We start from the raw sequence: 26,735 nt of genomic DNA on the forward strand, positions 1-26,735 counted from the left end.
GACAGCGCTCGGACGTTCGACGAAGAACGGGGCAAGTCATGCGCAGCAACACTCTCCGTACACACAGGCCGCACCACGAGTCGCACAACAAGCCGCACAAGATGAGCAGGACCGCGCGAACCGCGGCCGCCGTCGTCGCGGGGGCGATGGCGCTCACGCTCACGGCATGCGGCGGTGACGACGACAAGGGCGACGAAGGAGGCGGGGGAAGCGAGACCGGCGGCAGCGCCGCCAGCGTCCAGCTCCCCAAGCTCGACGGCCAGAAGCTGGAGGTCGCGGCCGTCTGGACCGGCCCCGAGCAGGACAACTTCACCAAGGTCCTGGACGAGTTCGAGAAGCGGACGGGCGCGGAGGTCAGCTTCGTACCGACCGGCAACAACACCTCCACCTTCCTGGGCACGAAGATCCAGGGCGGCAAGCCGCCGAACGTGGCGTTCCTGCCGCAGGTCGGTGTGCTGCACCAGTTCGTCGACAAGGGCTGGGTCAAGCCCCTCGGCGCCGAGGCACAGGCGCAGATCGACAAGAACTTCTCGGCGGGCTGGAAGGACCTGGGCGCCTACAAGGGCAAGCAGTACGGCGTCTACGCGAAGGCCGCCAACAAGTCCCTGGTCTGGTACAATACGGCCGCGTTCGAGGCGGCCGGGATCACCGCGGAACCCAAGACCTGGGACGAGTTCCTCCAGACCGCGCAGACGCTGTCGGACGCCGGTTCGCCCGCGGTCTCCATCGGCGGCCAGGACGGCTGGACCCTCACCGACTGGTTCGAGAACATCTATCTCTCGCAGGCGGGCCCGGAGAAGTACGACCAGCTGGCGAAGCACGAGATCAAGTGGACGGACCCCTCCGTCAAGGAGGCCCTGACCACGCTGGCCCAGCTGTGGGGCAAGGACGACCTGATCGCGGGCGGCAAGGCCGGCGCGCTGCGCACCGAGTTCCCCAAGTCGGTGACGAACACCTTCTCGGGCGACACCCCGGCCGCGATGGTCTACGAGGGCGACTTCGTGGCGGCGAACATCAACGCCGACACGAAGGCCAAGATCGGCACGGACGCCAAGGTCTTCCCGTTCCCGGCGGTCGGCGACGAGTCGCCGGTGGTCAGCGGCGGTGACGTGGCCGTGGTCCTGAAGGACGACAAGGCCTCGCAGGCCCTGATCACCTTCCTCGCCTCGACCGACGCGGCCGAGCTGTGGGCGGCGCAGGGCGGCATCATCTCCCCCAACAAGGAGATGGACCTGAAGAGTTACAAGGACGCCGTGGCCGAGGACATCGCCAAGGCGCTGCTCGACGCGGGCGACGACTTCCGCTTCGACATGTCCGACCAGGCGCCCGCCGCCTTCGGTGGCACCCAGGGGCAGGGTGAGTGGAAGGGGCTGCAGGACTTCCTGAAGACCCCCACGGACGTCGAGGGCGCGCAGCAGGCGCTCGAAGCATCCGCCGCCAAGGCGTACAAGGGCTGACGGCAGTCCATGTCGTCGCAGGTGGCGACGGCGGGGGGTCCGGCAGGTCCGGTGCCCCCCGCCGGAAAACGCAAGAGCGTGATGGGCACCCGGGCGTGGGTGGTGGGTCTGTTCCTGCTGCCCGCGATCGTGCTGCTCGGCGCGCTCGTGGTCTACCCGATCGGGTACTCGGTCTGGCGCAGTCTCTACAACGCCGACGGTTCGGGCTTCGTGGGGCTGGGCAACTACGGCGACATCTTCACGGACGACGCCACGTTCACCGCGGTCAAGAACACCGCGATCTGGGTGGCGGTGGCCCCGGCGCTGGTCACCGGGCTCGGCCTGATCTTCGCCGTGCTGACCGAACGGGTGCGCTGGGCAACGGCGTTCAAGCTCGTCATCTTCATGCCGATGGCCATCTCCATGCTGGCCGCGGGCATCATCTTCCGGCTCGTGTACGAGGCGGACCCCGACCAGGGCGTGGCGAACGCCGTGGTGGTGGGCGTGCACGACACCTTCGCCGAGTCGTCGGTGTATCCGAAGGCCCGCCCGTCGACCGAGAGTGATCTCAAGGCGTCCGGCGGGGGTTCCTTCACCTCCACGGGCACGGTGAGCGCGGGCTCCCCGGCCCTGATCCCGCTGGTGGGCATCGCCCCGAACAAGGTGCCCGGCAGCCCCGGGGACGCCAAGGCCGCCCAGGCCTCGGGCGACGGGGTGTCCGGCACGGTCTGGCTGGACTTCAAACTGGGCGGCGGCGGCGAGAAGGGCGCCATCGACGCAGGTGAGAAGGCCCTGCCCGGCATCAAGGTCGAGGCGGTCAAGGACGGCAAGGTCGTGGCCTCCACGAAGGCGGGCGACGACGGTACGTTCACGCTGCCGGCCTCCGCCGACGGTGCCCAACTGCGCCTGCCGTCCTCGAACTTCGCGGCGCCCTACAACGGCGTCGACTGGCTCGGCCCGAGCCTGATCACACCGGCCATCATCGGTTCGTACGCGTGGATGTGGGCGGGCTTCGCGATGGTGCTCATCGCGGCGGGTCTCGCCGGAGTGGACCGCAACCTCCTGGAGGCGGCCCGGGTCGACGGGGCCAACGAGTGGCATGTGTTCCGCAGGGTCACGGTCCCGCTGCTCGCTCCGGTCCTCGTGGTCGTGCTGATCACGCTGATGATCAACGTGATGAAGATCTTCGACCTGATCTACATCATCGCCCCGCAGCCCACCCAGGACGAGGCCAACGTCCTGGCCCTGCAGCTCTACAACTCCTACACCGGCGGTGGCGGAGACCTCGGCCTCGCCAGCGCGATCGGTGTGGTGCTGCTGCTGCTCGTCATGCCGGTGATGATCGTCAACATCCGCCGACTGCGAAGGGAGCGCCGACGGTGACCGCACCCTCCGTACCTCTGAAAGCCCCGCCGGAGACCGCGGAAGCGGCCGGTCCGCCCGAGCGGTCGCTCGCCTCCAGGCTGGCGAGCGGCGCGACCGGCGGTGTGATGCGGGTCTTCCTCATCCTGGTCGCACTGCTCTGGGTGACGCCGACGGTGGGGCTGCTCGCCTCGTCGTTCCGTGACCCGACCGACATCGCCGCCTCCGGCTGGTGGACGGTCTTCAGCAAGCCGGCCCAGCTCACCACCGAGAGCTACTCGACCCTGCTCGGCAAGGAGGAGATCACCGACTCCCTGCTCAACACGATCTGGATCACCGTGCCGGCCACCGTCCTGGTGATCGTCATCGGGGCGATGGCCGGATACGCCTTCGCCTGGATGGACTTCAAGGGCCGCGACTGGTGGTTCCTGGCCGTGGTGGCGCTGCTCGTGGTGCCGGTGCAGATCGCCCTGATCCCGATGTCCGAACTCTTCGGCGATCTCGGGATCTTCGGCACCATCATCGGTGTCGTCGTGTTCCACGTGGGTTTCGGCCTGCCGTTCGCGATCTTCCTGCTGCGGAACTTCTTCGCGGAGATCCCCCGTGAACTCCTGGAGGCCGCACGGCTCGACGGCGCGAGCGAGACCCGTCTGTTCACCACCGTGGTCCTGCCGCTCGGCGGGCCCGCGATCGCCTCGCTCGGCATCTTCCAGTTCCTGTGGGTGTGGAACGACATGCTGGTTGCGCTGGTCTTCTCGGACTCCGACTCACGGCCGTTGACGGTCGCGCTGACCCAGCAGACCCGTCAGTTCTCCGGCAACATCGAGACGCTGGCGCCCGGCGCGTTCATCTCGATGGTCATCCCGCTGGCCGTGTTCTTCGCGTTCCAGCGGCAGTTCGTGTCCGGTGTGATGGCGGGCGCGGTGAAGTAGCGTCCGGGACATCCGGGTCGGGCACCCGGAGTACACATCGCGAGGGGCGGGCCGCCTTCGGCCCGCCCCTTCGCGTTCACCCGGGGTCCCCCACATGCCGCATCCGGCGTAACCCGGTAACCCCTTCGGCCGTTTCCGGGCAGTATGCCCGCGCCGACACAAGGATGTCCCTTGCCCCGGTTCAGTGTCATTGTCCCCGCGTACCAGGTGCAGGCATATCTGCACGAGTGCATGGCATCCGTTCTCGAACAGTCCTTCACCGACCTCGAGTTGATCGCGGTGGACGACTGCTCACCCGACGCCTGCGGCGCGATCATCGACGAGTTCGCCGCCGCCGACCCCCGCGTGCGGGCCGTCCACCTCAAGGAGAACGTGGGCCTCGGCCGGGCCCGCAACGCCGGTATGCGGTACGCGACCGGCGACTACCTGATCTTCCTGGACGGCGACGACACCCTCACCCCGGACGCCCTGCGGGCCATCGCCGACCGCGTCAAGGAGACCGGCGACCCGGACGTCCTGGTCTACGACTACGCGCGCACCTTCTGGTCGGGCGAGACGGTCCGCAACGTACAGGCGGGCCAGCTCACCGAGAACGCGCCGGCGCCGTTCACGCTCGACGACCGTCCGGGGCTGCTGAAGCTCCTCATGGTCGTGTGGAACAAGGCGTACCGCCGGGAGTTCATCGCCGGGGAGGGCTTCGCCTTCCCGCCCGGCTACTACGAGGACACCCCCTGGACGTCCCCGGTCCTGATGGCCGCCGAGACGATCGCGACGCTCGACCGCGTCTGCGTCCACTACCGCCAGCGCCGCCGGGGAAACATCCTCGGCACGGTCAGCAACAAGCACTTCGACGTCTTCGACCAGTACGACCGGGTCTTCGCGCATCTCGACGCGCACCCCGAACTGGCGCACTGGCGGCCGGTCCTGTTCCGCCGCATGGTCGACCACCTGTCGGCCGTGTTCCTCAAGCGCGACCGGGTGCCGCGCGGCTCCCGCGCCCTGTTCCTGCGCAAGGCCCGTGCCCACTACGTCCGTTACCGCGTACCGGCCGCCGACGGCCCGTCCGAGAACCGGCTGCGGCACGCGCTGGTCCGCCTGGGCAGTCACCGCACCTACCGCGCGCTGTGGGCGGCGGTACGGATCCAGCGAGGCGTCACACGACTCACCGGGGCGCTGGCCCGGACCCTCCGCACGGCCGCGCTCCGGCTCCACTACAAGGTCCAGCTCCGGCTTCCCGTCCGGGCCGACCAGGCCGTGTTCGCCAGCCACGGAGGACGCGGCCACGGCTGCAACCCGGGGGCGCTGGAGTCCGCGTTCCGGACGTACGCGCCGGACGTGCGCACCGCGTGGATCGCACGCCCCGAGTTCCACCACACGATCCCGACGGCGACCCGCAGGCTGACACCGGGCACCGCCGCGTACTGGACGGCGCTCGCCCGCTCCAAGTACCTCGTGAACAACGCCGACTTCGACCCGCGGCTGGTCAAGCGCCCCGGCCAGATCCTCGTCCAGACCCAGCACGGCACACCGCTCAAGCACATGGGCCTCGACCTCCAGGAACGCCCGGCCGCGGCCCGCGACACGGACTTCACCGCCCTGCTGCGCGACACCGACCAGTGGGACTACTGCCTGTCCGCCAACCGCCACTCCACCCTCGTCTGGGAGCGCGTCTTCCCGTCCGGCTACACGACGCTGGAGTACGGCCAGCCGCGCAACGACGTGTTCCAGCAGGCGAGTTCGGCCGACGTGGCACGGCTCCGCGAGAACCTCGGCATCCCCGAGGGCGCGGTCGCCGTCCTGTACGCGCCCACGCACCGCGACTACCAGCGCAGCCAGCGCACCGCGCTCGACCTGGAGCGGGTGCTGCGCCAACTCGGCCCGCGCTTCGTCCTGCTGGCCCGCGCGCACCACGCGTACGGGGCTCCGCTCGCGAAGAGCTCGGGCCGCCTCATCGACGTGTCGGACCACCCGAGCGTCGAGTCCCTGTGCCTCGCCTCGGACGCGCTGATCACCGACTACTCCTCCCTGATGTTCGACTACGCGGGCCTCGACCGGCCGATCGTGATCCACGCGGACGACTGGGAGGCGTACGAGGCGGCCCGCGGCACGTATTTCGACCTGCGCGCGTTCCCGCCCGGTGCGGTGGCGCGCAGCGAGGACGAGCTGATCGACATCTTCGCGACCGGGCACTGGCGGGGGTCGCGCTCCACGCAGCTCCGGTCGGCGTTCCGGGACCGCTTCTGCCCGTACGACGACGGACACGCGGCCGAGCGGGTCGTGCGCCGAGTCGTGCTCGGCGAGATGGCGGGGCTCCCGGCGGTGGTGCCGCTCGCCGACCGCCTTCCGGTGCCCTCGGCGGCGGACCAGTCCGACACGGCACCACTGGCCACCATCCCGACGCCTGCGGGCCAGGCCCCTGCCCTTTAGGGCGCAGCCCGGCTTTTCAGGGGCGCGGGGAACCGCGCGAGCAACACCGACCGGCCCGCACCCGCAAACCAGCCCTCAGCAACCCCACGTCACAGAAAGAGCCCCGCACCACATGCCCCGCTTCAGCGTCATCGTCACCGCACAAGGCCTCGCGGGGCGCCTCCCCATCACCCTCGACTCGGTCCTGACCCAGTCCTTCACCGACTTCGAACTGATCACGGCCTGCGACACCCCCGACTCCCCGGCGGCGACCGTCACCGGGGAGTACGCCGCCAGGGACCCCCGCGTCACCCACCCCACCGGTTCACGCGCCGCGGGCATGCACGCGGCCACCGGCACGTACCTGCTCTTCCTGGACGCGACCGACGTGCTGACGCCGGGAGCACTCGCGGCGACGGACGCCCGGCTCCGGGAGACCGACGACGTGGACGTCCTGCACCTCGCCCACGAGCGCGTGCCGTGGTGGCTGGGCGAACCGGTGGCGGAAGGGGGCGACGACGACCCCACGGACGTACGGCGACCGGTCTGGGCCACGGCCTACCGAAGTGCGTTCCTCACCGATCACCAACTCGACTTCCCGGAAGGCCACTTCACGGACATCGGCTGGTCCGGCCTGGTGACCCTCGCGGCCGGGAGGACGGCCGCGCTGGACACGGTCTGCGTACGACGTCATGAGCGGCGCCCCAGCGGCAGCGGCACGGCACCCGACGCACAACGCCAACTCCTCGACCAGGTCGAACTGGTACTGAGGCGGGCGGCCGAACAGGACCTGGACGAGCCCACATCGCGCGCCCTCTTCGACCACCTCTTCGCCGAGGTCCTCGACACGGCGGCCAGGTCCTGCCGCAGGGCCTTCTTCCGCCGCGCGGGCAGGCTCCACCGCCGCCACCGCCCGGCGGGCCACCGCACCAAGGGGCTGCGCAACCGGCTGCTGGCCCGCGGCGCGTACGCCACGTTCCGTGCGCTCCTCGGCACCGAGCGACGGTCGGAGCAGGCCCGCGCGTTCGCGACCCGCGCCACCCGCAGATGGCGTCGAGGCCGACCCCGCGGCCCGTACCGCCGATACCTCCGCAGGTCCCTCGACGAGAACCTCGCCGTCTACGCCGCCTACTGGGGGCGCGGCTACGCCTGCAACCCGGCCGCCATCCACCGCAAGGCACGCGAACTCGCCCCGCACATCAGGTCGGTGTTCCTGGTGCGGGAGCAGGACGCGGCGAACATGCCCGAGGACGTGGAGAGCGTGGTGATCGGGAGCAGGCGGTACTGGGAGGTGATGGCCCGGGCCAAGTACACGTTCAACAACGTCAACTTCGAGACGGCCGTGGTCAAACGCCCCGGGTCCGTGCACGTCCAGACGCACCACGGGACGCCGCTGAAGCGGATGGGCGTCGACCAGATCGAGTACCGGGCCGTCGCGGCGGCCACCGGCAGCTTCGGCCGGCTGATGGAGCGCGCGGACCGCTGGGACTACTCCCTCTCCTCCAACTCCCACTCCACGGAGGTCTGGTCGGGTGCCTACCCCAGCGCCTTCCAGCACCTGGAGTACGGCTATCCGCGCAACGACCGCTTCTACACGGCGGATCCTGCCGAGGTCACCGCGATCCGCGAGCGGCTCGGCATCCCCAAGGACCGGGTGGCCCTGCTGTACGCGCCGACGTACCGCGACTATCCGCGCGATGTGTCGGCCCAGTTCGACCTGGCCCGATTCTGCGCGGAGTTGGGACCGGAGTTCGTGGTGCTGCTGCGGGCGCACTACTTCCTGGAGGGTGACGCGGACCTCCAACAGGCCGTGTCCTCCGGCCGGTTGATCGACGTCACGGCATCGCGCGAGACCGAGGACATCTGTCTGGCCTCGGACGCGCTCATCACGGACTACTCCTCGATCATGTTCGACTACGCCAACCTCGACCGGCCGATCGTGACGTACGCCGACGACTGGGACGTCTACCGGGACACCCGGGGCGTCTACTTCGATCTGCTGGCCGCGCCGCCCGGCCATGTCGCCCGTACGCAGGACGAGTTGATCCGAGTCTTCACGACGGGCGAGTGGGCGGACGAGCGGTCCGCCGGGCTGCGGGACCGGTTCCGGGAGCGCTTCTGCCGGTTCGACGACGGGCGGGCCGCCGAGCGGGTCGTACGGCGGGTGCTGCTGGGGCAGCCCGAGGAGGAGCTGCCGCCGGTGGTGCCGCTGCACGAGCGCCTCCCCGTTCCCGCGGCGAGACCGACGGTCGTCGCCGGCCCACGGACCCACGCACCGGTCCGCTGATGCCGTCGTCACGTCCCCCGAAATCCCCGCCGGTTCCCGGACCTGGAGGTGCCATGCCCCGCTTCAGCATCGTCGTGCCCGTCTACAACGTGCAGGGCTATCTGCGCGTATGCCTGGAGTCGGTCCTCGACCAGTCGTACGGCGACTTCGAGCTGATCGTCGTCAACGACTGCTCCCCGGACGGGAGTTCGGCGATCATCGACGAGTTCGCGGCCCGTGACGAGCGGGTCGTGCCCGTCCATCTGCCGGTCAACGGCGGGATCGGCCCGGCCCGCAACCACGGGGCGAAGCTGGCGCGGGGCGAGTACCTGCTGTTCCTCGACAGCGACGACAGCTACACGCCGGGCACCCTGCGGGCGATCGCCGAGCGCATCGACGCGACCTCGCGGCCGGACATCGTCCTGTTCGACTACGCGCGCACGCACTGGCACGGCGCGGTGAAGCGCAACCGGGACGCGGCGGTCTTCGAGGCGCCGGGCCCCGAGGTGTTCACGGTCGCCGAACGCCCCGATCTGCTCGACCTGTTCACGGTCGTCTGGAACAAGGCGTACCGCCTCGACTTCTTCCGCGACGGCGGTTTCACCTTCCCCACCGGCTTCTACGAGGACGCGGTGGTCGTCTACCAGACCCTGTGGACGGCCCGCACGATCACGCTCGTCGACCGGATCTGCGTGTACTACCGGCAGCGCCGCCAGGGCAACGCGATGCGCACGCCGAGCCGCGAGCATTTCGAGGTGTTCGCGCAGTACGAGCGGCTGTTCCAATTCATCGCGGAGCGGCCCGAGTTGGAGCGGTGGCGCGGCTTCCTCTACGACCACATGGCGGACCACTACCTCTTCATCCTCCGCCAGCAGGACCGCGTACCGCCCTCTGCCCGCCCCGAGTTCCACCGGCGGGCGGCACGGGACCTGCGGGCGTACCGCCCGAGCGGACACCGGCTCGGCGCGGACATCCCGCGGGTGTCCTTCACACTGCTCGCCCGGACCCCGTACGCCCTCTACGGCCTGCATCGCATGGCGGCAGTGCGGCGGGCCGGTCTGCGCAGGCGCTACCGGGTCTGGCGCCGACGGCTGCGCAGGGTCCTGCTCGCGACGCACCGCCGACTTGTCCTGCGGCGCGCGCTCGACCCGAACCTCGCCGTGTACTCGGCCTTCGCGCACCGGGGCGTCCTGGGCGATCCGGCCGCGATCCACCGCAAGGCGCGGGAGATCGCCCCGCACATCCGGGGCGTGTGGGTGGTCGGGAAGGAGTACGTGGACACGCTGCCGCCGGACGTCGAGCACGTCCTGCCGGGCAGCCGGGCATACCGGAAGGTGACGGCGAGGGCCAAGTACCTGGTCAACAACGTCAATTGGGCGAACGACCTGGTGAAGCGCGAGGGCGCGGTGCACATCCACACCCACCAGGGCACCCCGCTCAAGTCGATGGGCGCGGACCTGCTCAAGTACCCGGGCGCGCGACGGGGTTTCAGCGTCCCGAAGATGCTGCGTCGGGCCGACCGCTGGGACTACAGCCTGGTCGCGAACCCGCACTCCGAGCTGGTCTGGGACCGTGCGTACCCCTGCGACTTCGTGTCCCTGCGCTCGGGCAGCCCGCGCAACGACTGCCTGGTCAGGCCGGAGCCGGGCCGCCGTGAGTCCGTACGGCGGCGGCTGGACGTCGACGACGACCGGACCCTGATCCTGTACGCGCCGACCAACCGCGACCACCGTCAGGGCGGTTACGCGCCCACGTGCGACCTGGAACGCCTCGCGGCCGGGCTGCCGGGCGACCACGTCCTGGCGGTCCGCCTCCACCCGTCACTGGCCCAGCGCCACGAACGCGGCCTGGAGCTCAAGGACCTGGCGCGGCGGGGCGTACTCCTGGACGTCACCGACGAGCCGAGCGTCGAGGACCTGATGCTCGCCTCGGACGCGCTGGTCACCGACTACTCGTCCCTGATGTTCGACTACGCCCACCTCGACCGGCCGATCGTCCTGCACGCCTACGACTGGGACACCTACCTCGCCGGACGCGGCACGTACTTCGACGTGACCGAGCGCCCGCCGGGTCATGTGACGCGCGACGAGGGCGAGTTGGCGCGGCTGTTCGCGTCGGGCGCGTGGCGGGACGAGGAGTCGGCGCGGCTGCGGGGCGCCTTCCGGGAGCGGTTCGGCGGTTACGACGACGGCCGGGCGTCGGAGCGGGTCGTACGGCTGCTGATGCTGGGCGAGGACCTCGCCGCCATGCCACCCACGGTCCCCGCACCCGGCGTCCCGAGCGAGCAGTTGGCCCGCTCGTGAGCGCTCGCCCCGCCGCGTGGGTGCTGTTCCTCGCCGCCCTCTTCGGCTGTCTCCAGCTCGCCAACGTCACCGGCCGGGACACGCCCGACAGCCGCAACTACCTGTCGTACGCGCTGAGTCTGGGCGGCGCCGACAAGGAGGAGGCGGCGGGGCGGACGATCGCGTACGTGTGCGCGAGCCGGGGCGAGACCGCGTCGCGGAACCACAGTGTGGACGTGCGGCGCTTCCGGGCTCCCGATCCGGGGCCTGAGATCCGGGACGAGTGCCGGGGCTACTACGACTGGAGTGTCGGCCGTCGGCTGGACGCCGGGCAGACGTCCGGGTGGACGGCACCCTTCATGAGCGAGCGGTTCATGCGGATCTTCGAGGTGCGGCCCGGGTATCCGCTGCTGCTCGTGCCGTTCGTGACGGTGCTCGGGGTGACGTGGGGGCTGTGGGCGGCGGGGGTGGTCGTCGCGGCGGCCGGGGGCGTGCTGGTGTTCCTCGTCCTGCGGACGGTGGGTGTGCCGGTGGGGCTGGCGCTGACCGGGCAGGCCCTCTACTACGTCCTGCCGACCGGTGCGACCGCGATGCGGCCCATGACCGAGGGCACGATGATGGCGCTCACGCTGGCGGTGCTGTGGGGGTGTGCGCTGGTGCTGCGGGGGCGGGCGGGGGGCGCCGGTCTGGTGGGCGTCTCGCTGGCGCTGCTGTTCACCGTGAAGCACTCGCAGGCGCTGTTCCTGTCGGTGTGTCTGGCCGCGGGGCTCGGGGTGATCGGCCTCTACCGGAGACGGGCGGGGCGGCCGGTGGGGGACGCCGTGAAGACGCTGCTGAAGGTGACGGTGGGGGCGGCCGTGGGCGTCATGCTGCTGACCCGGCTGCTCCCGTACCCCTCGGAGTCCGACAGCCTCCAGGACCTCCTCACCGACCACTTCAACCGGTCCGACCGGGAGCGGGCGTGGTGGGAGTTCCTCCACCTGGAGCTCAACTTCTGGATGGAGTGGCTGCGGCGGCAGTTGGCGGAGCCGCTGTTCCTTGCGCTGCTGGTGGCCGGCGGGTGGGGGGCCCTCCGGCGGTGGCCCGCCTTCGGGGTCCTCCTCGCCGCCGCGGCCGGCACCGGCGTCCTGAGCATCGCCGCCCATCCCGACATCGGCATCGACCGGTTGATGGTGATGGTGTGGCTGGTGCCGGTGGTGGGCGTGCCGTTGCTGCTGGCGGACCTTTCTCGCCCCCGCCGCCCCTACCCATTCCCGTCCCTTTTCGGGGGCCAGCCCCCGAACCCCCGCTCCTCAGACGCCGGAGAGGCTGAAAGATTGCGCAGTTCCCCGCGCCCCTAGGTTCTTAGGGGCGCGGGGAACTGCGCAGTCCAGCCACAACGCACCCGCACGCATCCCACCCCGCAAGCCCCCACCACCCAGCCCGTCCGGCGATTGAGGACAAGGCCGTCCAGGCCGATCCCCCACCGATCCACGGTCAACCCACCCACCCCCATCAGCCCCGCCCACCCACTCAGCCCGTCCGGCGTTTGAGGACGAGCGCGTTCAGCGCGATTCGGGGGTTCGGGGGCGGAGCCCCTGAGTCAGGGACGGGAATGGGTAAGGGCGGCGGGGGCGAGGAAAGTTACTACTCGACTACGAGCTCGACCGGAATGTTGCCCCGCGTCGCGTTGGAGTACGGGCACACCTGGTGGGCCTGCTCGATCAGCTTGCGGCCGGTCTCGGCGTCCACGGACTCCGGCAGCTCCACCCGCAGCGTGACGGCGAGGGCGAAGCCCTCCCCCTGCTTGCCGATCCCGACCTCCGCAGTCACCGCCGCGTCACTGACATCGACCTTCGCCATACGACCGACCACACCGAGCGCACTGGCGAAACAGGCCGAGTAACCGGCCGCGAACAGCTGCTCCGGGTTCGTGCCCTGCCCATTGCCGCCCATCTCCACCGGTATGCCGAGCTCCAGGTCGAGCTTGCCGTCGGAGCTGTAGGCCCGGCCGTCACGGCCGTGGGTGGCGGTGGCGACAGCGGTGTAGAGCGCGTCCATGAAAACCATCCCTCTCAGGGTCAACGTCGTATCGGCGGGCCCTGGTCCGGCCCCCCTCACGACCACAACCATGCCACACAATTCAGTTGTGCACAACTAAATGACGCACCCGAGGTATCCTGGAGCCATGACCACGACGCCCGCACCCGACGCCGCCGTACAGCACCCCGCACGAGACGAGGACTTCCTCCGCCTCGACCAGCAGATCTGCTTCTCCCTGAACGCGGCCTCCCGCGCCTTCGGCGGCGTGTACCGGGTCGTGCTGAAGGACCTGGGGCTCACGTACCCCCAGTACCTGGTCATGCTCGTCCTGTGGGAGCACGGCGAGCTGCCCGTGAAGAAGGTCGGCGAGCACCTGCGGCTCGACTCCGGCACGCTGTCGCCGCTGCTGAAGCGCCTGGAGGCGGCCGGCCTCGTACGGCGTGAGCGCAGTGCGCGCGACGAGCGGTCCGTGGTGGTCGGGCTCACGGACGAGGGCACGGCCATGCGCGAGCAGGCGCTTCGCGTACCGCGCCGGATCGCCGCCGCGACGACCTTCGAGCTGGAAGAGATCCTCGAACTGCGCGCCCGGCTCGACAAGCTCACGAACGCACTGGACGCGGCGGCCCTGGACGAGACCCCGGGCTGCGGCGCGTAACCACCGCCCACCCGCGCGCCACACACCACCGGCCACCCCTCACATCATCGGAGCCCTCCGCACATACAGGCGCAGGATCGACCCCTTCCGTACGAACTCCGCCTGCGGCACGAACTCCTCGCCCACGACGGTGACTTTGACCCGCTCGGTCGGATCGCTCGGATACCAGGCCGACTTCAGCGCGTACGGCTCGGCGACCACCCAGACGCGGTCCAGGCCGGCCAGCCTGCGGCGCAGCTCGTCGGGGCCGGTCTCGCGCCCGTAGAGCGTGCCGGAGACGGGTGCGGGCTCCTCCAGAGCGATGTCCCGCGTGCCATGGAACCCCTTCGGGTACGCCAGCGCGGAGCGCCTGCCGAGTGACGGCAGGAAGAGCACGGGGTCGCCCGGGCTCATCCGCTGGGCCGCCGCGGCCGAGACGACGGCGAGGTTGTCGGGGCGGTGGGCGGGGTCCCGGTCCTGCCGGAGGACGGGGAGCTGTGAGACGAAAGCGAGGGTGATGGCCAGTACGCCGGCCAGCGTTGCGGCGTACGGCACTCGGACGCCTCGTACGAGACCGGGTTCGGGACCGGACCAAGGACCGAAACCAGGACCGGAACCAGAATTGGCACCGGCACCTGCACCTGACCCCGCACCCGAACCAGCACCAGGACCAAGCCCCGGATCGCCCCCCACGCCCCGCATCAAGCCGTCCGCCTCGCGCCGCGCCAGCCCCACCCGTCGTGCCGCCAGGACCAGCCGTTCCGCCCCCGCCGCTGCCAGGAGCGGCGCCCCGGCGAGCGCGTACAGCACATAGCGGTCGTCGTAGAGCGGCCAGTGGCGTGAGACCGCGATGAGGGCCGCGGGCGGGAGGAGCAGGAGGGGCAGGGCGACCGTGGGGAGGGAGAGTTCGCCGCTGCGGGCCGGTGGGGTGAACGGGTGGCGCAGGGCGAGGGCGATCAGCAGCAGATACGGGCCGAGGACCAGCTGGGTCGGGCCGGTGAAGGAGCGCAGCAGGCGTTCGACGGTGCCGCCGCCCGGGGGCCGGAGCCAGGCGACCTGCTCCGCCTGGCCGCTGGAGATCAGGGCGAGCGGAAGCAGGACGAGGAGGACGGCACCCGCGGCGCAGGCCCAGTCGCGCCACACGCGGCGGGGCATCCGGGCGAGGGCCAGGGTGGCGGCGTGCGCGAGCAGGATCAGTACGGCGAACTCGTGCAGCAGGACGGTGACGGCGACGACTCCTCCGTACGTGCACCAGCCGACCACGCGCGCGTGCCGTGCGAGCCGGCCCACGGGCTCGTCTTCCGGATCCCCGCACCCGTCCCCGTCCTCACGCCCGTTTCCGTCCGTGTCGGCCGTCACCGCCCGCGCCAGCAGCAGCGTCGATGCCGCGACCCCGGCGGCGACCAGTGCGTACGAGCGCCCTTCCTGGGCGAAGTGCCCGGCCATGGGGGTCACGGCGTACAGCAGGCCCGCCCACAGGCCGACCCTCGGGCGGGCGAGCCGGGCCCCGAGGGCGGCGATCAGGCCCGCGGTCGCGGCGGCAGCGCAGAGCGAGGGGACGCGCAGGGCGACCTCTCCGGGGTGGAGGGCGAGGACGGGGTGCATGAGGAGGTAGTAGAGGCCGTGCACCGCGTCCACGGAATGCAGCAGCTGCCAGATCTGCGGGAGCGAGCGCCGCGCCACCTGGAAGGTGACCGCCTCGTCGCGCCACATCCCGCCACGATCGATCCCCCAGAGACCGATCCCGAACATGACGAGTACGGGTACGAGCACGGCGACGGCAACCTGCGGACGCTTGACGACCATGCACCAGATTTTGTGCTATTAGTCAGCCTTCGGACGTGATTGACCCGTCATCAGACGTTATGTGCCTTCTTGCGGCTTACGATCCGTCGAGTGAAGCCCTGGATGAAGCCCCGCCTCCTCCCTGTCGCCGCCGTCTGGCTCACCACCCGCGCCCTGATGCTCTGGCTGCTCGCCCGCGACGGGCACGCCCCACTGGGCATCGGCGGTGTCGCGCGCGAGGTGCACCAGCTCTACGCCCGCTGGTACGGCGTGCTCGCCCACGGCACGTTCCCCTCGGGCGACCGGCTGTGGCAGTACCCGCCGGGCGCGGGCCCGGTCCTGTTGTCCCCTGGGCTGCTGCCGGGGCTGACGTACTTCCAGGCGTTCGTGCTCCTCGCGCTCGCCGCCGACGCCCTGGTCGCCGTCGCCCTCACGCGCGCGGGCACCCGGACGGGCCGCAGCCTGCGCGGCGCGGCCCTGTGGATCGCGGGCCTGCCCCTTCTCCTCCACCTCCCGCTCGCCCGCTACGACGTGCAGGTCACCGCCCTCGCCGTCATCGCCCTGTTGACGTTTTCGCGCTCCACGCGCGCGTGCGGTGCGTTCGCGGCGCTGGGCGCTCTCGTGAAGGTGTGGCCCGCGCTGATCCTGATCGGCACCCCCAGGGGGCGTACGACGAGGGAGGTGTGGACGTCGGCGGCCGTCACCGCGGGCGTGCTGCTCCTCGCGCTCGCCGCGCTCTTCCGTCACCCCTTCGACTTCCTGCGCCAGCAGGGCGGCCGGGGCGTACAGATCGAGTCGCTCGGCGGGACGGCCCTCTCCTTCGCGCGGCACGCCGGCTGGCCGGGGCAGGTGCGCTACCGGTACGGGGCGATGGAGTTCACGGGGCCGTACGTCAGCACGATCGCCGCGGGGTCGCTGGCCCTCACCGGTGTCGCCTTCGGGGCCCTGCTGCTGTGGCGGCTGCGGGCGCGGCACTGGACGCCGGCGACTCCGTACGACGCCGCGCTCTGTGCCGTGCTCCTGTTCACCGTGACGAGCCGGGTGATCAGCCCTCAGTACCTGGTGTGGCTGCTCGGCCTGGCCGCCGTATGCCTGACCTCGCGGCACACCTCGCAGCGCCCGGTGGCCGTGCTGATCATGGCGGCCGCGGCGGCCAGCGCCCTCGCGTATCCCGTCCTCTACAGGGACGTCATGGACTGCACGTGGACCGGCACCCTGCTGATGTTCGTCCGCAACGGACTGCTCGTCGGGGCCGCCGCGCTCTCCTTCCGCCGCCTGTGGACCTCCGGAATCCGGCCGGCCGGCGTTCGGTCCACGGGAATCCGATCGGCGGAGACGGAACCCTCACACAATTCCCGTCATCTTCCCCACGAGACAGTAAGTACCTCTTAACGGAAAATTACCTACACCAGCCACTATTTCGTCCCGTGGAAGCCATGCGATCCATCCAAGCCGTACCTCCCCACCAGTCACAGGTGTGCGTCGTGGTCATCGGGTACGACGACGCAGCCCGTGTGACGGACGCGGTGCGCTCGGCCCTCGCGCAGGGGCCCGCCGTCCGGGAGGTGATCGCCGTGGACGACTGCTCGGCGGACGGCAGCGCGGACCTCCTGGACCGCCTCGCCCTCGACGAGCCGCGCCTGAGGGTGCTTCGTCGCAAGGTCAACAGCGGCGGTTGCGGCAGCCCCCGCAACGACGGCATCGAGGCCGCCACGGCCCCGTACGTGATGTTCCTGGACAGCGACGACGTCCTGCCGCCCGGCGCCGTGGACGCGCTCCTCGACGCGGCCGCCGGGCGCGGGGCCGAGGTCGCCGCGGGCCTGTGTGTGCGCCGCGAGCTGCCGTCCGGCCGCGAGGTCCCCTGGCAGCCCGAGCTGTATGCCAAGGCCGCCCTGGTGAGGCACCCGTCCCGCCGCACGCACCTGGTCCACGACACCCTCTGCGTCAACAAGCTCTACCGCACCGACTTCCTGCGCGAGCACGGCATCCGCTTCCCCGAAGGACGCTTCCCCTACGAGGACTTCGTCTTCACCGCGCGCGTGCTCGCCGCCGGTCCGCGTATCGCGCTGATCCCGGACACGGTGTACGTCTGGCACGTGCGCCGCGGCGCCGAGCGGCTGTCGATCTCGCTGGACCGGGCGGGCGTCGGCAACTGGCGGTCCAGGATCACCGCCCACGCCCTCTCGTACGACATCCTCCTGGCCGCCGGTGAGAAGCGGCTGGCGCGGGCGACACGCGCGCGGTTCCTCGACCACTCGCTGCGGATGTACGCGCGCGAGCTCGATCAGCGCGGTCCCGTGTACCGGAGCGAGTGGTGGGCCCTCACGCGCGCGTACCTCGCGACGTTCGACGCGGCCGACCTCGCGCTCGCACCGGCGCCGGGACGGGTCGTCGCACAGGTCGTGACGGCCTCCGAGGAGCCCCGCGACCTGACCCGCGTCAAGGAGGTCGCGGCGCGCCCGGCCCGGCTGCGTCCGCCGTACGCGCGGCTCGCGGACGGTACGCCCGTCTGGTCCGCCGACCTGACCCAAGTGACTCTGGAACACCTGCTGTTCCGGCCCGTACGCCTCCTCCCTGTGGCCGTCGACGCGGAACTGCGGCCACGCGCGCGTGCCACCCGGCTTCGGCTGCGCCTGCACGAGCTGTACGGGCGGATGGCTGACGCGGCGCCGGCGTCCGTGGACGCCGAGTTCGTGAACCGGCACGACGGGGCGGTCGGGCTCACGGTGACGGCCCGGTGGGTGCCGGACGACCCCGATCCTCTCGACGACGGCCCGGGCGACGACGGGGGCATCGACTCCTGGACGGCCGAGGCGGCCGTCGACCTCGCGGCGCTCGGCTCCGGCACCTGGGACCTGCGCCTTCGGCTGCGCTTCCACGACGGCACGAGCCGCGAGACCACCGCGCACGCCGTCGCGGGCCCGGGCCTGCTGCGCCGGTCCGTCGTGCGCAACGGCCGGCACGGGCTGCTGCTCGTCCAGCCGTACGCGACCCACGCGGGCTCGCTCGCGCTGCGGCTGGCGCCCGGTTGGCGTGGAATGGCCACCGTGGTGCGCCGCAGAATGAGGCGTTTGCTTCACTGAGGGGCGGCTCAGCGCAGCAGAAACACGCACGAACCGACACACGAGGGGACGGCCGATACATGACCTGGCTGATCACCGGCGGCGCCGGCTACATCGGGGCGCACGTCGTCCGTGCGATGACCGAGGCGGGCGAACGGGCCGTGGTGTACGACGACCTGTCCACCGGGATCGCCGAGCGCGTGCCCGACGGGGTGCCGCTGGTCGTCGGCTCGACCCTGGACGCGGAGCGGGTGGCCCGGGCACTCAAGGACCACGCGGTCACGGGCGTCGTCCACCTGGCGGCGAAGAAGCAGGTCGGCGAGTCCGTGGACCTGCCGCTGCACTACTACCGCGAGAACGTCGAGGGGCTGCGGGTGCTGCTGCAGGCGGTCACGGCCGCCGCGGTGCCGTCCTTCGTGTTCTCGTCCTCCGCGGCGGTGTACGGCATGCCGGACGTCAACCTGGTGACCGAGGAGACACCCTGTGTGCCGATGAGCCCGTACGGCGAGACGAAACTGGCGGGCGAGTGGCTGGTCCGCGCCACGGGCCGCGCCCACGGCCTGTCGACGGCTTCCCTGCGCTACTTCAACGTGGCGGGCGCCGCCGCGCCGGAACTGGCCGACACGGGCGTCTTCAACCTGATCCCCATGGTCTTCGAGAAGCTCACGGAGGGCGTGCCCCCGCGCGTCTTCGGCGACGACTACCCGACCCCCGACGGCACGTGCGTCCGCGACTACATCCACGTGTCCGACCTCGCGGAGGCCCACGTGGCAGCCGCCCGCCGGCTGGCCGCCGCCCCCGGCACCGACCTGACCCTCAACATCGGCCGCGGTGAGGGCGTCTCCGTCCGCGAGATGATCGACCGCATCAACGAGGTCACCGGCCACACGCTCGCCCCGACCGTCACCCCGCGCCGCCCGGGCGACCCGCCCCGCGTCGTCGCCTCCGCCGACCGCATCGCCGCGGAACTGGCCTGGAAGGCCAAGTACGACGTCCACGACATGATCACGTCGGCCTGGGAGGGGTGGGTACGACTCCATCCCGAGGCCCGGAGGGGCTAGGGATTCGGCTCAGAAACGCGCTCGCCGCGGGCCGGACATCGTCCGGGACCGCGGCGAGTGCCTGACGGGTGTACTGACGGGATCCGTCAGAGCTTGTCCATACGGGTGTAGGGGCTGACGATACGGGCCTGGCGGGAGCCGAAGTCGACGAGCATCGCGATGCCCTCCTCGACGCCGACGATCCTGCCCAGGCCGAACTGGTCGTGCGTAACACGGTCACCCAGGGCGAAGTGCTTGGCGACCGGGACAACCGGAGCTTTGAAGGGACTGGTGGACAGGTGGCGCCGGGGCGCGGATGGCTTCGTCATCGTCAGTCCAGTATGCGCCCCCGAGGGCCTCGAAAGTGAGGCCCGGATGACAACGATCCGGACGCTACGGGGTTGACGCCCCTTGCCGGGGCACCCCGCAAGGGGTCCGGAGCTGCGACGATTCCTGGCTCCGTGGCATGAACGGGACCAGCCTCGGCCGACTTCCACCACCCGCACATGAACCCGGACTTCGTGACCCGGCGGCGCTTTTTCGACGCTCTTCGACGCCTCACAGGGGCCTTACGGCGTCTTTACAACGCCTTGAGCGCCACCGCCGTGGCCCGGGCCAGGCTCTCCAGGTACCCCTTCGGCAGCTTGGGGCTGCGGATCACCACCGAGCGCCAGTACAGCGGTCCGGAGATCAGGTCGAGGGCCAGCTCGTCGTCGATGCCCATCCGGACCTCGCCGCGCCGCTCCGCCGCGGCGACGATGCCGCTGGCGACGCCCTCCTGCCCCTCCCGCAGAGCCTTCTGCATGGCCTCGGCGATGTCCGGGTTGCGGGCGGCCTCGGCCTGGAGATCGGGGATGATCTGCGAGGCGACAGGGTGACGCAGGGCCCGTGACGTGACCTCGTACAGAAGACGCAGGTCGCCCTCCAGGGAGCCCGTGTCGGGTGCCGGGAGCCCCTGCACCGCGACGGCCGACACCAGGTCGAGCACCAGGTGCAGCTTGGAACGCCACCGGCGGTACACCGCGGTCTTGCCCACGCCCGCGCGGCGCGCGATCCCCTCGATGGACATCCGCGCGTATCCGACGGCCGCGAGCTCCTCGAAGACGGCCGCCCTGATGGCCTCCGTCACATCCTCCCGGAGCACCGCAGCCCCGGCGGGCGTCCGGCGGCGCGGCTGCTGCGGACTCTCTGCCGCCCCATCGGCGTTCGCTGCCGCCCCATCGCCGTTCGCTGGGGCCCCGTCGGCGTTCGTCGTCATGTCGAACAGCATAGGGGCGTGACGACGAAACGGTTGCGTTCCGACGTGAGATCGACCTACGCTCACGTGACGACGATACGGTTCCGTCCCGACGTAAAGCGGGTCCCAGGTACGGGTAAAGACGGGCCCGTAGCGACGTAAAAGAAGCGTTCGCAATCCCTCGTTGGCACACCCCCTCCCACGAGCCCCGCGCTCCGAGTGAAAGCAGCGGATGTGAGTCAGGTCCTCCACACACCGCCCCCGGCACCCGACCCGGTGCCGGCATCGGCCGCCCCGCCCGACGACGCCGCGGTGCTGGCCGCCCGTTACGGCCTCACGGTCAGCGGCGCCCGCCCCACGCTGCCCGCGTACGTCCGCCAGTTGTGGGCGCGCCGGCACTTCATCACGGCGTTCGCCACGGCCAAGCTCACCGCCCAGTACAGCCAGGCGAAGCTCGGCCAGGTCTGGCAGGTGGCCACGCCCCTGCTGAACGCGGCGGTCTACTACTTCATCTTCGGCGAGCTCATGGGCACGAGCCGCGGTGTCCCGGACTACATCCCGTTCCTGGTCACCGGCGTCTTCGTGTGGACGTTCACCCAGAGCTCGATCATGGCGGGCACCCGGGCGATCTCCGGCAGCCTCGGCCTGGTGCGCGCCCTGCACTTCCCACGGGCCGCGCTCCCGGTGTCGTACGCGCTGCAACAGCTCCAGCAGTTGCTGTTCTCGATGGCCGCGCTGTTCGTGATCCTGCTCTGCGTCGGTGTGCCCGTGAGTGTGTCCTGGCTCCTGGCCGTTCCCGCCCTGGCACTGCAGTTCGTGTTCAACGCGGGCGTGGCGATGATCATGGCGCGGATGGGCGCGAAGACGCCGGACATCGCTCAGCTGATGCCGTTCGTGCTGCGCACCTGGATGTACGTGTCCGGTGTCATGTGGAGCATCGACAAGGTGCTCACCGCCCACCAGGACATGCCGCACATCGTGCTGGTCGCCCTGGAGTGCAACCCGGCCGCGGTCTACATCGACCTCATGCGGTTCGCGCTCATCGACACCTTCCACGCGAGCCAGCTGCCCCACCACGTGTGGGCGCTCGCGGTCGGCTGGGCGCTGCTCGCCGGCGTCGGCGGCTTCATCTACTTCTGGAAGGCAGAGGAGACGTACGGCCGTGGCTGAACCCAACGACGCACCCATCCCCACGGTCGTCGCCGACCGCGTCGACATCGTCTACCGCGTCAACGGCACGGGGGCCGGCCGTGGCAGCGCCACCGCCGCCCTCAACCGCATCCTGCGCCGGAAGAAGACCGAACAGGCCTCGGGCGTACGGAAGGTGCACGCGGTGAAGGCGGTCTCCTTCACGGCGTACCGGGGAGAGGCGATCGGGCTCATCGGCACGAACGGGTCCGGAAAGTCCACGCTGCTCAAGGCCGTCGCCGGACTTCTTCCGGTGGAGCACGGGCGGATCTACACGGACGGGCAGCCCTCACTCCTCGGTGTGAACGCCGCCCTGATGAACGACCTGACCGGCGAGCGCAATGTCTATCTCGGCGGCCTCGCCATGGGAATGTCCCGGGAACAGGTGCGCGAGCGGTATCAGGAGATCGTCGACTTCTCCGGCATCAACGAGAAGGGCGATTTCATCACGCTGCCCATGCGGACGTACTCGTCCGGAATGGCCGCGCGGCTCCGCTTCTCCATCGCGGCGGCCAAGGACCACGACGTGCTGATGATCGACGAGGCCCTGGCCACCGGGGACCGCTCCTTCCAGAAGCGGTCCGAGGACCGAATCCGGGAGCTGCGGAAGCACGCCGGGACGGTGTTCCTGGTGAGCCACAACAACAAATCGATCCGGGACACGTGCGACCGGGTGCTGTGGCTCGAACGCGGCGAGCTTCGTATGGACGGGCCCACGGAGGAAGTGCTGAAGGAGTACGAGAAGTTCACCGCGGGCGGAGGCAAGTGACGGGCTGGGAGACAGCCGAGGAAGGGCCGCTTTTCAGCGCTCCAGGAAAGCGAACAGGTCCTCCCACTTCCTCACTATCTCGTCCGTCGTATAACGCTGGATGTTGATTCTCGCCGCCTCGCCCATCCTGTCCCGCAGCTCCTTGTCGGACATCAACGTGTCGAGGCGGCGGGCCAGTTCACCGGTGTTGCCGAGGGTGGCGAGCAGGCCGTCCTCGCCGTCGTGGACGATCTCGTGGACGCCGGGGGCGCAGTCGAAGGCGGCGCAGGGCACGGCGGTCGCCATCGCCTCCATGAGGGCCAGCGGAAAACCCTCGCCGCGGGAGGACTGGACGAAGACGGAACCGCCGCGCAGGGCGCCCGGCACATCGCTCGTACGCCCCATCCAGTCCACGGAGTTGTCGAGTCCGAGAGCCGTGCACTGCTTCTTGAGGATCTCCTCGTCCTCGCCCGAGCCGTAGATGCGCAGCCGCCAGTCGGGATGGCGCGGCGCGACCTCCGCCCAGGTGTCGAGGAGCATGTCGATGCCCTTCTGGTCATGCAGCCGCCCGATGCTGATGACCGCCTTCTCGGTGCGCGGCGACGGAACCTCCGGCATGAAAGGCAGCGGATTCGGCATGAACGAGGCGTTGTTGAGGCCCTGCCCGATCCACAGGTCGGCGTCCTCGCGGGTCAGCGCCAGCATGCGGTCGACGTCCTTGTAGTACGTCCGCACCCGCTGGAAACGCGAGGACGCCTTCGAGTAGTCGAACGACTCGTGACTCATGCCGATCACGGTCAGCCCACGGGTGTCGGCCTGCGCCACCCACTCCATCGCCCACACCTGCGTGACGATGACGACCGCACCGGGCCGCGCCGCCCGGAACAGCTCGGTCAGCCTGACGGCCTGCTCGCGCATGCTCGCCTCACGCGCCCGGCCGGGCCGCGGCGGCTGTCCGGCGTACAACGTCGTCATCGGGTAGGGCACTTCGCCGAGTTCCTGTACGACGCCGGGCGGGGTGATGCCGACGACATGGACGCGATGCCCGCGCCCGGTGAGGAGCCGGGCCATCTGGTGCGACCAACTGGTCACTCCGCCCAGCTCGTTGACACTGTTGGAGACGAAGAAGACGTCCCGCTGCGGATCGGTGCTCACGAGGGTCATCCACGCCTCCACTGCGCGAAGAACTGGTCGACGATGCTCTGGGCGGCGTTCCCCTTGTCGTACTCGCCGAATTCCGCCACGAACCCCTCCCGCGCCTCCGCGTACTTCACGGCCTGCTCGTCCAGGGAGGCGAGGGCGGTGTGCAGCTCCTCCTCGGTGCGCGCGACCGGCCCCGGCGCCCGCTCCAGCAGGTCGAAGTAGGTGCCGCGCCCCTCGTGCACGTACTCCTCGTAGTCGTAGGCGAAGAAGAACATCGGCCGGCCGAGGAGCGCGTAGTCGAACATCACGGACGAGTAGTCGGTGATCAGCCCGTCGGCGAGCGCGAGCAGCGGGGTCACGTCGTGGTGTGCCGATACGTCGATGACGCGCCCGCGCACGGACGGCGGGAGCACGACGTGGTTGAGGTAGTGCGAGCGCACGAGCAGGACGTACCGGTCGCCGAACGTGTCGGCGAACCGCTCCACGTCGAAGGGCAGCTCGAACCGCCGCTGCCTGCCCCCGTGTTGACGGAAGGTGGGCGCGTACAGCAGGACGGCCTTGTCACCGGGAATCCCCAACGCGGCGGCAAGGGCACCGCGTTCACGATGGCCGACTTCCTCTTCCCTCCTCCTGGCCTGCACGAGGGCGTCGTTGCGGGGATAGCCCACCCGCAGCAGCGTCTTCTCCTTCAGGCGGAACGCCCGGGCGAGGGTGCGTACGTCGTGCTCGGAGCGGATCAGGAACCGGTCGAAGCGGTCGAGGGTGCGCTGCTGTTCGGCCTGCTCGGGCCGGGACCTGAGCTTCCACTCGGGCTCGTCGAAGCCCATCCGCTTGAGCGCCGAACCGTGCCAGGTCTGGATGTAGGTCGTCTCCGGCCGCTTGGTGAGCTTCAGCGGATAGCTCTGGTTGTCGACCCAGAACTCGGCCTGCGCCAGCGCCTTCAGATAGGGCAGCGACCAGCGGCGTACGAGAGTCGCGTCGGCCGGAAACCCGGAAGGACCGCTGCCGGTGTACGACCACACGGCCTCGAAGTCGAGCCCCTGGCGCCGCATCTCCTCGTAGATCGCCTTCGGGCTGTCGCTGTACTGCCGGCCCAGGTGGCTCTCGAAGACGACGAGCCCCTTCTTCACGGGCACCCGGCTGAACACCTCGTGGTAGAGGCGGATCTTGGTGTCCCCGGAGGTGAGCTTCCTGCGCACCGCCTTCGCCTTCCGGTACCCGGACTTGGCGAAGCGGCCGGGCGCGCCCCGCACGCCCTTCTCCACGAGCGCGACCACCTTCTCGCGGGTCACGATCCGGAAGGAGAGATGGCCGCGCGAGGAGATCTCGGGCGTGACGTGGTCGGCGACCAGCCGCGTGAGCCGGGGCCGCACGGGCAACTGCCCGTCGGCCAGCCCGGGTTCGGAGGCGGTGAGGCGGGTGGTGGTGCGCACGCCGTCGACGTCGAGATGCAGCCGTACGTCCCACACCGCGTCCACGATGCCCAGCGGGCGCAGCCCGCGCGCGAGGTCGACCGACGCCTCCCAGGCGATGGCCTCGCCCTCGTGCCGCAGCGTGGCGACCGGGAAGCGGAAGATCTGGAACCGCACGCCTTTGCGGCGGGCGGCGAACTCCAGCTCGCCGGTGAGCCGGGCGCCGGGCGGGACGACGCCGAGGGGGTTGGTGATGCTCCCGGCCAGCCGGACGGTACCGGCGTCCTCCTCATACGTGGTCAGGACATTGCGCAGGAACATCTTCTCGACGGGCTTGGCGTGATAGCCGAGTTCGGTGACGTCGAGGACGTGCCGGGCGAAGTCGCCGTCGCGGTGGCCGTCGCGATCGTCGCCGAGGTGGCCGTCGAGATGTTCCGCACACCAGTAGATCCGGCCGTCGCGTTCCACCATCGGCGAGGAGATCTTGTCGCGGTTGGTGAGGGTGTCCACGGCCGGCAGGAGGTTGTCCCAGTCGCTCTTCTGCAGCAGATAGGCGCAGATGGCGTGGATGGGCTCCACCTCGTCGAAGGCGGCGCGGTCGATGGACTCCAGGTAGTCGCGGGCGATCGCGGCGAACTCCTCCCGGTAGGAGGCGTCCCGGAACGGCAGGTCACGCAGGTGCAGCACCAGGTCGTGCTTGAGGAACTTGACGTCCTTGTGGAACTTCAGCTCCAACAGACCCTTGTCGGCGAGGAGTTGATCGACCCGCCGATGGATCTCCATCCGGTGCGCGAAGTTGGCGATCTCGGCGCGCCGGTTGCTGATCGACTTGGTCGCGGCCTTGTCGACGACGTTCCAGTCGTAGACGCGGTTCGGGATGAGGGTGATCCGACGGGCGGCGGCGTAGGCCTGAGCGGAGAAGAGCAGGTCCTCGTAGTGAATCCCGACAGGAAAGGCGAGCCCCTGCTCAGCCAGGAACTCCCTCCGATAGCACTTGTTCGTGGAGAGGGTGTCGAAGACCAGCAGGTCGGGCAGCTCGGAGATCGACTCCAGGGTCCGGGTGCGGGCGTACAGCCAGGGGTACCACTTGACCTCCTTGCCGTTCCGCGAGTCCACGTGCACCCGCACGCACATCCCGGACACCAGATCGGCGCCGGTCGTCTCGGCCGCCTCCAGCATGTTCCGGCAGGCGTTGCGCTCCAGTACGTCGTCGCTGTCGAGGAAGAGGACGTACGTGCCGCGCGCCTGGGCGATGCCGTGGTTGCGGGGAGCCCCGCACCCTCCGCTGTTCCGCTCCAGCTGGAAGGCGCGCACCCGGCCGGGGTGCGCGGCGGCCAGCCCCCTTGCCACGTCGTACGACCCGTCCGTGCTCCGGTCGTCCACGATCACGACCTCGAGGTTCCGCAAGGTCTGCTCCAGCACGGAGCGCACAGCTGTGGGCAGCCGTGCCTCGTCGTTGTAGACGATCACGACGACGGACACGTCCGGCGCGTTCAGTACGCCCGGTGCGCCCGGTGCGCGAAGCGATTCCTCGTTCATCCTATTTATCCTAAGTGTCCCTCACTGAACCCTGTACGGGGTGTAGGCCGCTTGGGGGCCACTTAGGTAGATGTTGATCGAGAGGCCCGGGTTGCTCCGGAGGGATTTCGCCCCCCAGACCCAGCTAAATCTCAGCCCGTCCGGCGTTTGAGGACGAGCGCGTTCAGCGCGATGCGGGGGTCTGGGGGCGGCAGCCCCCAGGGACGGGACGGGTAGGGGCGGCGGGGGCGAAAAAGAAGGG

At 70.3% G+C, this 26,735-nt stretch carries 19 protein-coding genes; 13 read left to right on the top strand and 6 right to left on the bottom strand.

The features are described from left to right. Positions 1–101: 101 nt before the first annotated feature. The 7 genes from ACN20J_RS19890 (at position 102) to ACN20J_RS19920 (ending at position 12,024) form a co-directional block, all read left to right on the top strand. On the top strand, positions 102–1,457 hold the full coding sequence (locus ACN20J_RS19890) for an ABC transporter substrate-binding protein (RefSeq protein WP_361920639.1): 1,356 nt from the start codon (positions 102–104) through the stop codon (positions 1,455–1,457). Between the two features lie 9 nt (positions 1,458–1,466). Then, a complete protein-coding gene (locus ACN20J_RS19895; RefSeq protein ID WP_419666448.1) occupies positions 1,467–2,819 on the top strand; it encodes a carbohydrate ABC transporter permease in 1,353 nt (450 codons plus the stop codon). A gap of 107 nt (positions 2,820–2,926) precedes the next feature. After that, positions 2,927–3,730, top strand: coding sequence for a carbohydrate ABC transporter permease (locus ACN20J_RS19900; protein ID WP_189843536.1), 804 nt, complete (start codon positions 2,927–2,929; stop codon positions 3,728–3,730). Positions 3,731–3,901: 171 nt separating this feature from the next. Then, positions 3,902–6,157, top strand: coding sequence for a bifunctional glycosyltransferase/CDP-glycerol:glycerophosphate glycerophosphotransferase (locus ACN20J_RS19905; RefSeq protein WP_419666449.1), 2,256 nt, complete (start codon positions 3,902–3,904; stop codon positions 6,155–6,157). Positions 6,158–6,269: 112 nt separating this feature from the next. After that, on the top strand, positions 6,270–8,423 hold the full coding sequence (locus ACN20J_RS19910) for a CDP-glycerol glycerophosphotransferase family protein (protein WP_419666450.1): 2,154 nt from the start codon (positions 6,270–6,272) through the stop codon (positions 8,421–8,423). A 53-nt stretch (positions 8,424–8,476) separates the two neighbouring features. Beyond that, a complete protein-coding gene (locus tag ACN20J_RS19915) occupies positions 8,477–10,705 on the top strand; it encodes a bifunctional glycosyltransferase/CDP-glycerol:glycerophosphate glycerophosphotransferase (RefSeq protein ID WP_419666451.1) in 2,229 nt (742 codons plus the stop codon). After that, positions 10,702–12,024 carry a hypothetical protein gene (locus ACN20J_RS19920; RefSeq protein WP_419666452.1) on the top strand — a complete coding sequence of 441 codons (1,323 nt, stop codon included), beginning with the start codon at positions 10,702–10,704 and terminating at the stop codon, positions 12,022–12,024. Before ACN20J_RS19915 ends, ACN20J_RS19920 begins: the two co-directional genes overlap by 4 nt. A gap of 286 nt (positions 12,025–12,310) precedes the next feature. On the opposite strand, the gene ACN20J_RS19925 is transcribed toward ACN20J_RS19920, so the two are convergent. After that, complete coding sequence (locus tag ACN20J_RS19925) at positions 12,311–12,724, bottom strand: organic hydroperoxide resistance protein (protein ID WP_189843537.1); 414 nt, start codon at positions 12,722–12,724, stop codon at positions 12,311–12,313. A gap of 127 nt (positions 12,725–12,851) precedes the next feature. On the opposite strand from ACN20J_RS19925, the gene ACN20J_RS19930 reads away from it, so the two are divergent. Continuing rightward, positions 12,852–13,361, top strand: coding sequence for a MarR family winged helix-turn-helix transcriptional regulator (locus ACN20J_RS19930; protein ID WP_246574970.1), 510 nt, complete (start codon positions 12,852–12,854; stop codon positions 13,359–13,361). 39 nt (positions 13,362–13,400) lie between these two features. On the opposite strand, the gene ACN20J_RS19935 is transcribed toward ACN20J_RS19930, so the two are convergent. After that, on the bottom strand, positions 13,401–15,146 hold the full coding sequence (locus ACN20J_RS19935) for a glycosyltransferase family 39 protein (protein WP_419666453.1): 1,746 nt from the start codon (positions 15,144–15,146) through the stop codon (positions 13,401–13,403). A gap of 102 nt (positions 15,147–15,248) precedes the next feature. Between ACN20J_RS19935 and ACN20J_RS19940 the strand changes: the two genes are divergently transcribed. Genes ACN20J_RS19940 through galE form a run of 3 tightly spaced genes read left to right on the top strand, consistent with a single transcriptional unit; the run spans position 15,249 to position 19,248 of the window. Next, positions 15,249–16,517: a glycosyltransferase 87 family protein gene (locus ACN20J_RS19940; RefSeq protein WP_361922382.1), complete on the top strand. Its 1,269-nt coding sequence runs from the start codon at positions 15,249–15,251 to the stop codon at positions 16,515–16,517. 44 nt (positions 16,518–16,561) lie between these two features. Next, on the top strand, positions 16,562–18,208 hold the full coding sequence (locus tag ACN20J_RS19945; RefSeq protein WP_419666454.1) for a glycosyltransferase family 2 protein: 1,647 nt from the start codon (positions 16,562–16,564) through the stop codon (positions 18,206–18,208). 59 nt (positions 18,209–18,267) lie between these two features. Beyond that, entirely contained in the window at positions 18,268–19,248 is a 981-nt protein-coding gene (galE, locus tag ACN20J_RS19950) for a UDP-glucose 4-epimerase GalE (protein ID WP_419666455.1), read from the top strand. Between the two features lie 86 nt (positions 19,249–19,334). On the opposite strand, the gene ACN20J_RS19955 is transcribed toward galE, so the two are convergent. Both ACN20J_RS19955 and ACN20J_RS19960 read right to left on the bottom strand, forming a co-directional pair. Next, the gene (locus tag ACN20J_RS19955) at positions 19,335–19,556 is read right to left on the bottom strand and encodes a hypothetical protein (RefSeq protein ID WP_055517933.1); all 222 of its coding nucleotides are present in this window, start codon (positions 19,554–19,556) and stop codon (positions 19,335–19,337) included. 251 nt (positions 19,557–19,807) lie between these two features. After that, positions 19,808–20,497: a TetR/AcrR family transcriptional regulator gene (locus ACN20J_RS19960; RefSeq protein WP_419666456.1), complete on the bottom strand. Its 690-nt coding sequence runs from the start codon at positions 20,495–20,497 to the stop codon at positions 19,808–19,810. A 201-nt stretch (positions 20,498–20,698) separates the two neighbouring features. Here ACN20J_RS19960 and ACN20J_RS19965 point away from each other — a divergent pair, with 201 nt between their 5' ends. Next, positions 20,699–21,634 (top strand): ABC transporter permease, encoded by a 936-nt coding sequence (locus ACN20J_RS19965; RefSeq protein WP_190227686.1) that lies wholly within the window; start codon positions 20,699–20,701, stop codon positions 21,632–21,634. Continuing rightward, positions 21,627–22,421, top strand: a complete 795-nt coding sequence (locus ACN20J_RS19970; RefSeq protein WP_419666457.1) for an ABC transporter ATP-binding protein — start codon at positions 21,627–21,629, stop codon at positions 22,419–22,421. Before ACN20J_RS19965 ends, ACN20J_RS19970 begins: the two co-directional genes overlap by 8 nt. Positions 22,422–22,454: 33 nt before the next feature. Here ACN20J_RS19970 and ACN20J_RS19975 read toward each other — a convergent pair whose 3' ends face one another. Both ACN20J_RS19975 and ACN20J_RS19980 read right to left on the bottom strand, forming a co-directional pair. Next, a complete protein-coding gene (locus ACN20J_RS19975; RefSeq protein ID WP_419666458.1) occupies positions 22,455–23,564 on the bottom strand; it encodes a glycosyltransferase in 1,110 nt (369 codons plus the stop codon). Further along, positions 23,561–26,494: a CDP-glycerol glycerophosphotransferase family protein gene (locus ACN20J_RS19980; RefSeq protein ID WP_419666459.1), complete on the bottom strand. Its 2,934-nt coding sequence runs from the start codon at positions 26,492–26,494 to the stop codon at positions 23,561–23,563. Before ACN20J_RS19980 ends, ACN20J_RS19975 begins: the two co-directional genes overlap by 4 nt. Positions 26,495–26,735: the final 241 nt, after the last annotated feature.

This window comes from Streptomyces sp. 2-1 (assembly GCF_048564895.1).
Classification (GTDB): Bacteria; Actinomycetota; Actinomycetes; order Streptomycetales; family Streptomycetaceae; genus Streptomyces; species Streptomyces phaeochromogenes.

Coding starts and splice junctions, on each gene's coding strand:
- ACN20J_RS19940 (WP_361922382.1), top strand. CDS start 15,249: ATGAAGCCCCGCCTCCTCCCTGTCGCCGCCGTCTGGCTCACCACCCGC.
- ACN20J_RS19915 (WP_419666451.1), top strand. CDS start 8,477: ATGCCCCGCTTCAGCATCGTCGTGCCCGTCTACAACGTGCAGGGCTAT.
- ACN20J_RS19890 (WP_361920639.1), top strand. CDS start 102: ATGAGCAGGACCGCGCGAACCGCGGCCGCCGTCGTCGCGGGGGCGATG.
- ACN20J_RS19975 (WP_419666458.1), bottom strand. CDS start 23,564: ATGACCCTCGTGAGCACCGATCCGCAGCGGGACGTCTTCTTCGTCTCC.
- galE (WP_419666455.1), top strand. CDS start 18,268: ATGACCTGGCTGATCACCGGCGGCGCCGGCTACATCGGGGCGCACGTC.
- ACN20J_RS19895 (WP_419666448.1), top strand. CDS start 1,467: ATGTCGTCGCAGGTGGCGACGGCGGGGGGTCCGGCAGGTCCGGTGCCC.
- ACN20J_RS19930 (WP_246574970.1), top strand. CDS start 12,852: ATGACCACGACGCCCGCACCCGACGCCGCCGTACAGCACCCCGCACGA.
- ACN20J_RS19980 (WP_419666459.1), bottom strand. CDS start 26,494: ATGAACGAGGAATCGCTTCGCGCACCGGGCGCACCGGGCGTACTGAAC.
- ACN20J_RS19910 (WP_419666450.1), top strand. CDS start 6,270: ATGCCCCGCTTCAGCGTCATCGTCACCGCACAAGGCCTCGCGGGGCGC.
- ACN20J_RS19955 (WP_055517933.1), bottom strand. CDS start 19,556: ATGACGAAGCCATCCGCGCCCCGGCGCCACCTGTCCACCAGTCCCTTC.
- ACN20J_RS19925 (WP_189843537.1), bottom strand. CDS start 12,724: ATGGACGCGCTCTACACCGCTGTCGCCACCGCCACCCACGGCCGTGAC.
- ACN20J_RS19900 (WP_189843536.1), top strand. CDS start 2,927: ATGCGGGTCTTCCTCATCCTGGTCGCACTGCTCTGGGTGACGCCGACG.
- ACN20J_RS19960 (WP_419666456.1), bottom strand. CDS start 20,497: ATGCTGTTCGACATGACGACGAACGCCGACGGGGCCCCAGCGAACGGC.
- ACN20J_RS19935 (WP_419666453.1), bottom strand. CDS start 15,146: ATGGTCGTCAAGCGTCCGCAGGTTGCCGTCGCCGTGCTCGTACCCGTA.
- ACN20J_RS19945 (WP_419666454.1), top strand. CDS start 16,562: ATGCGATCCATCCAAGCCGTACCTCCCCACCAGTCACAGGTGTGCGTC.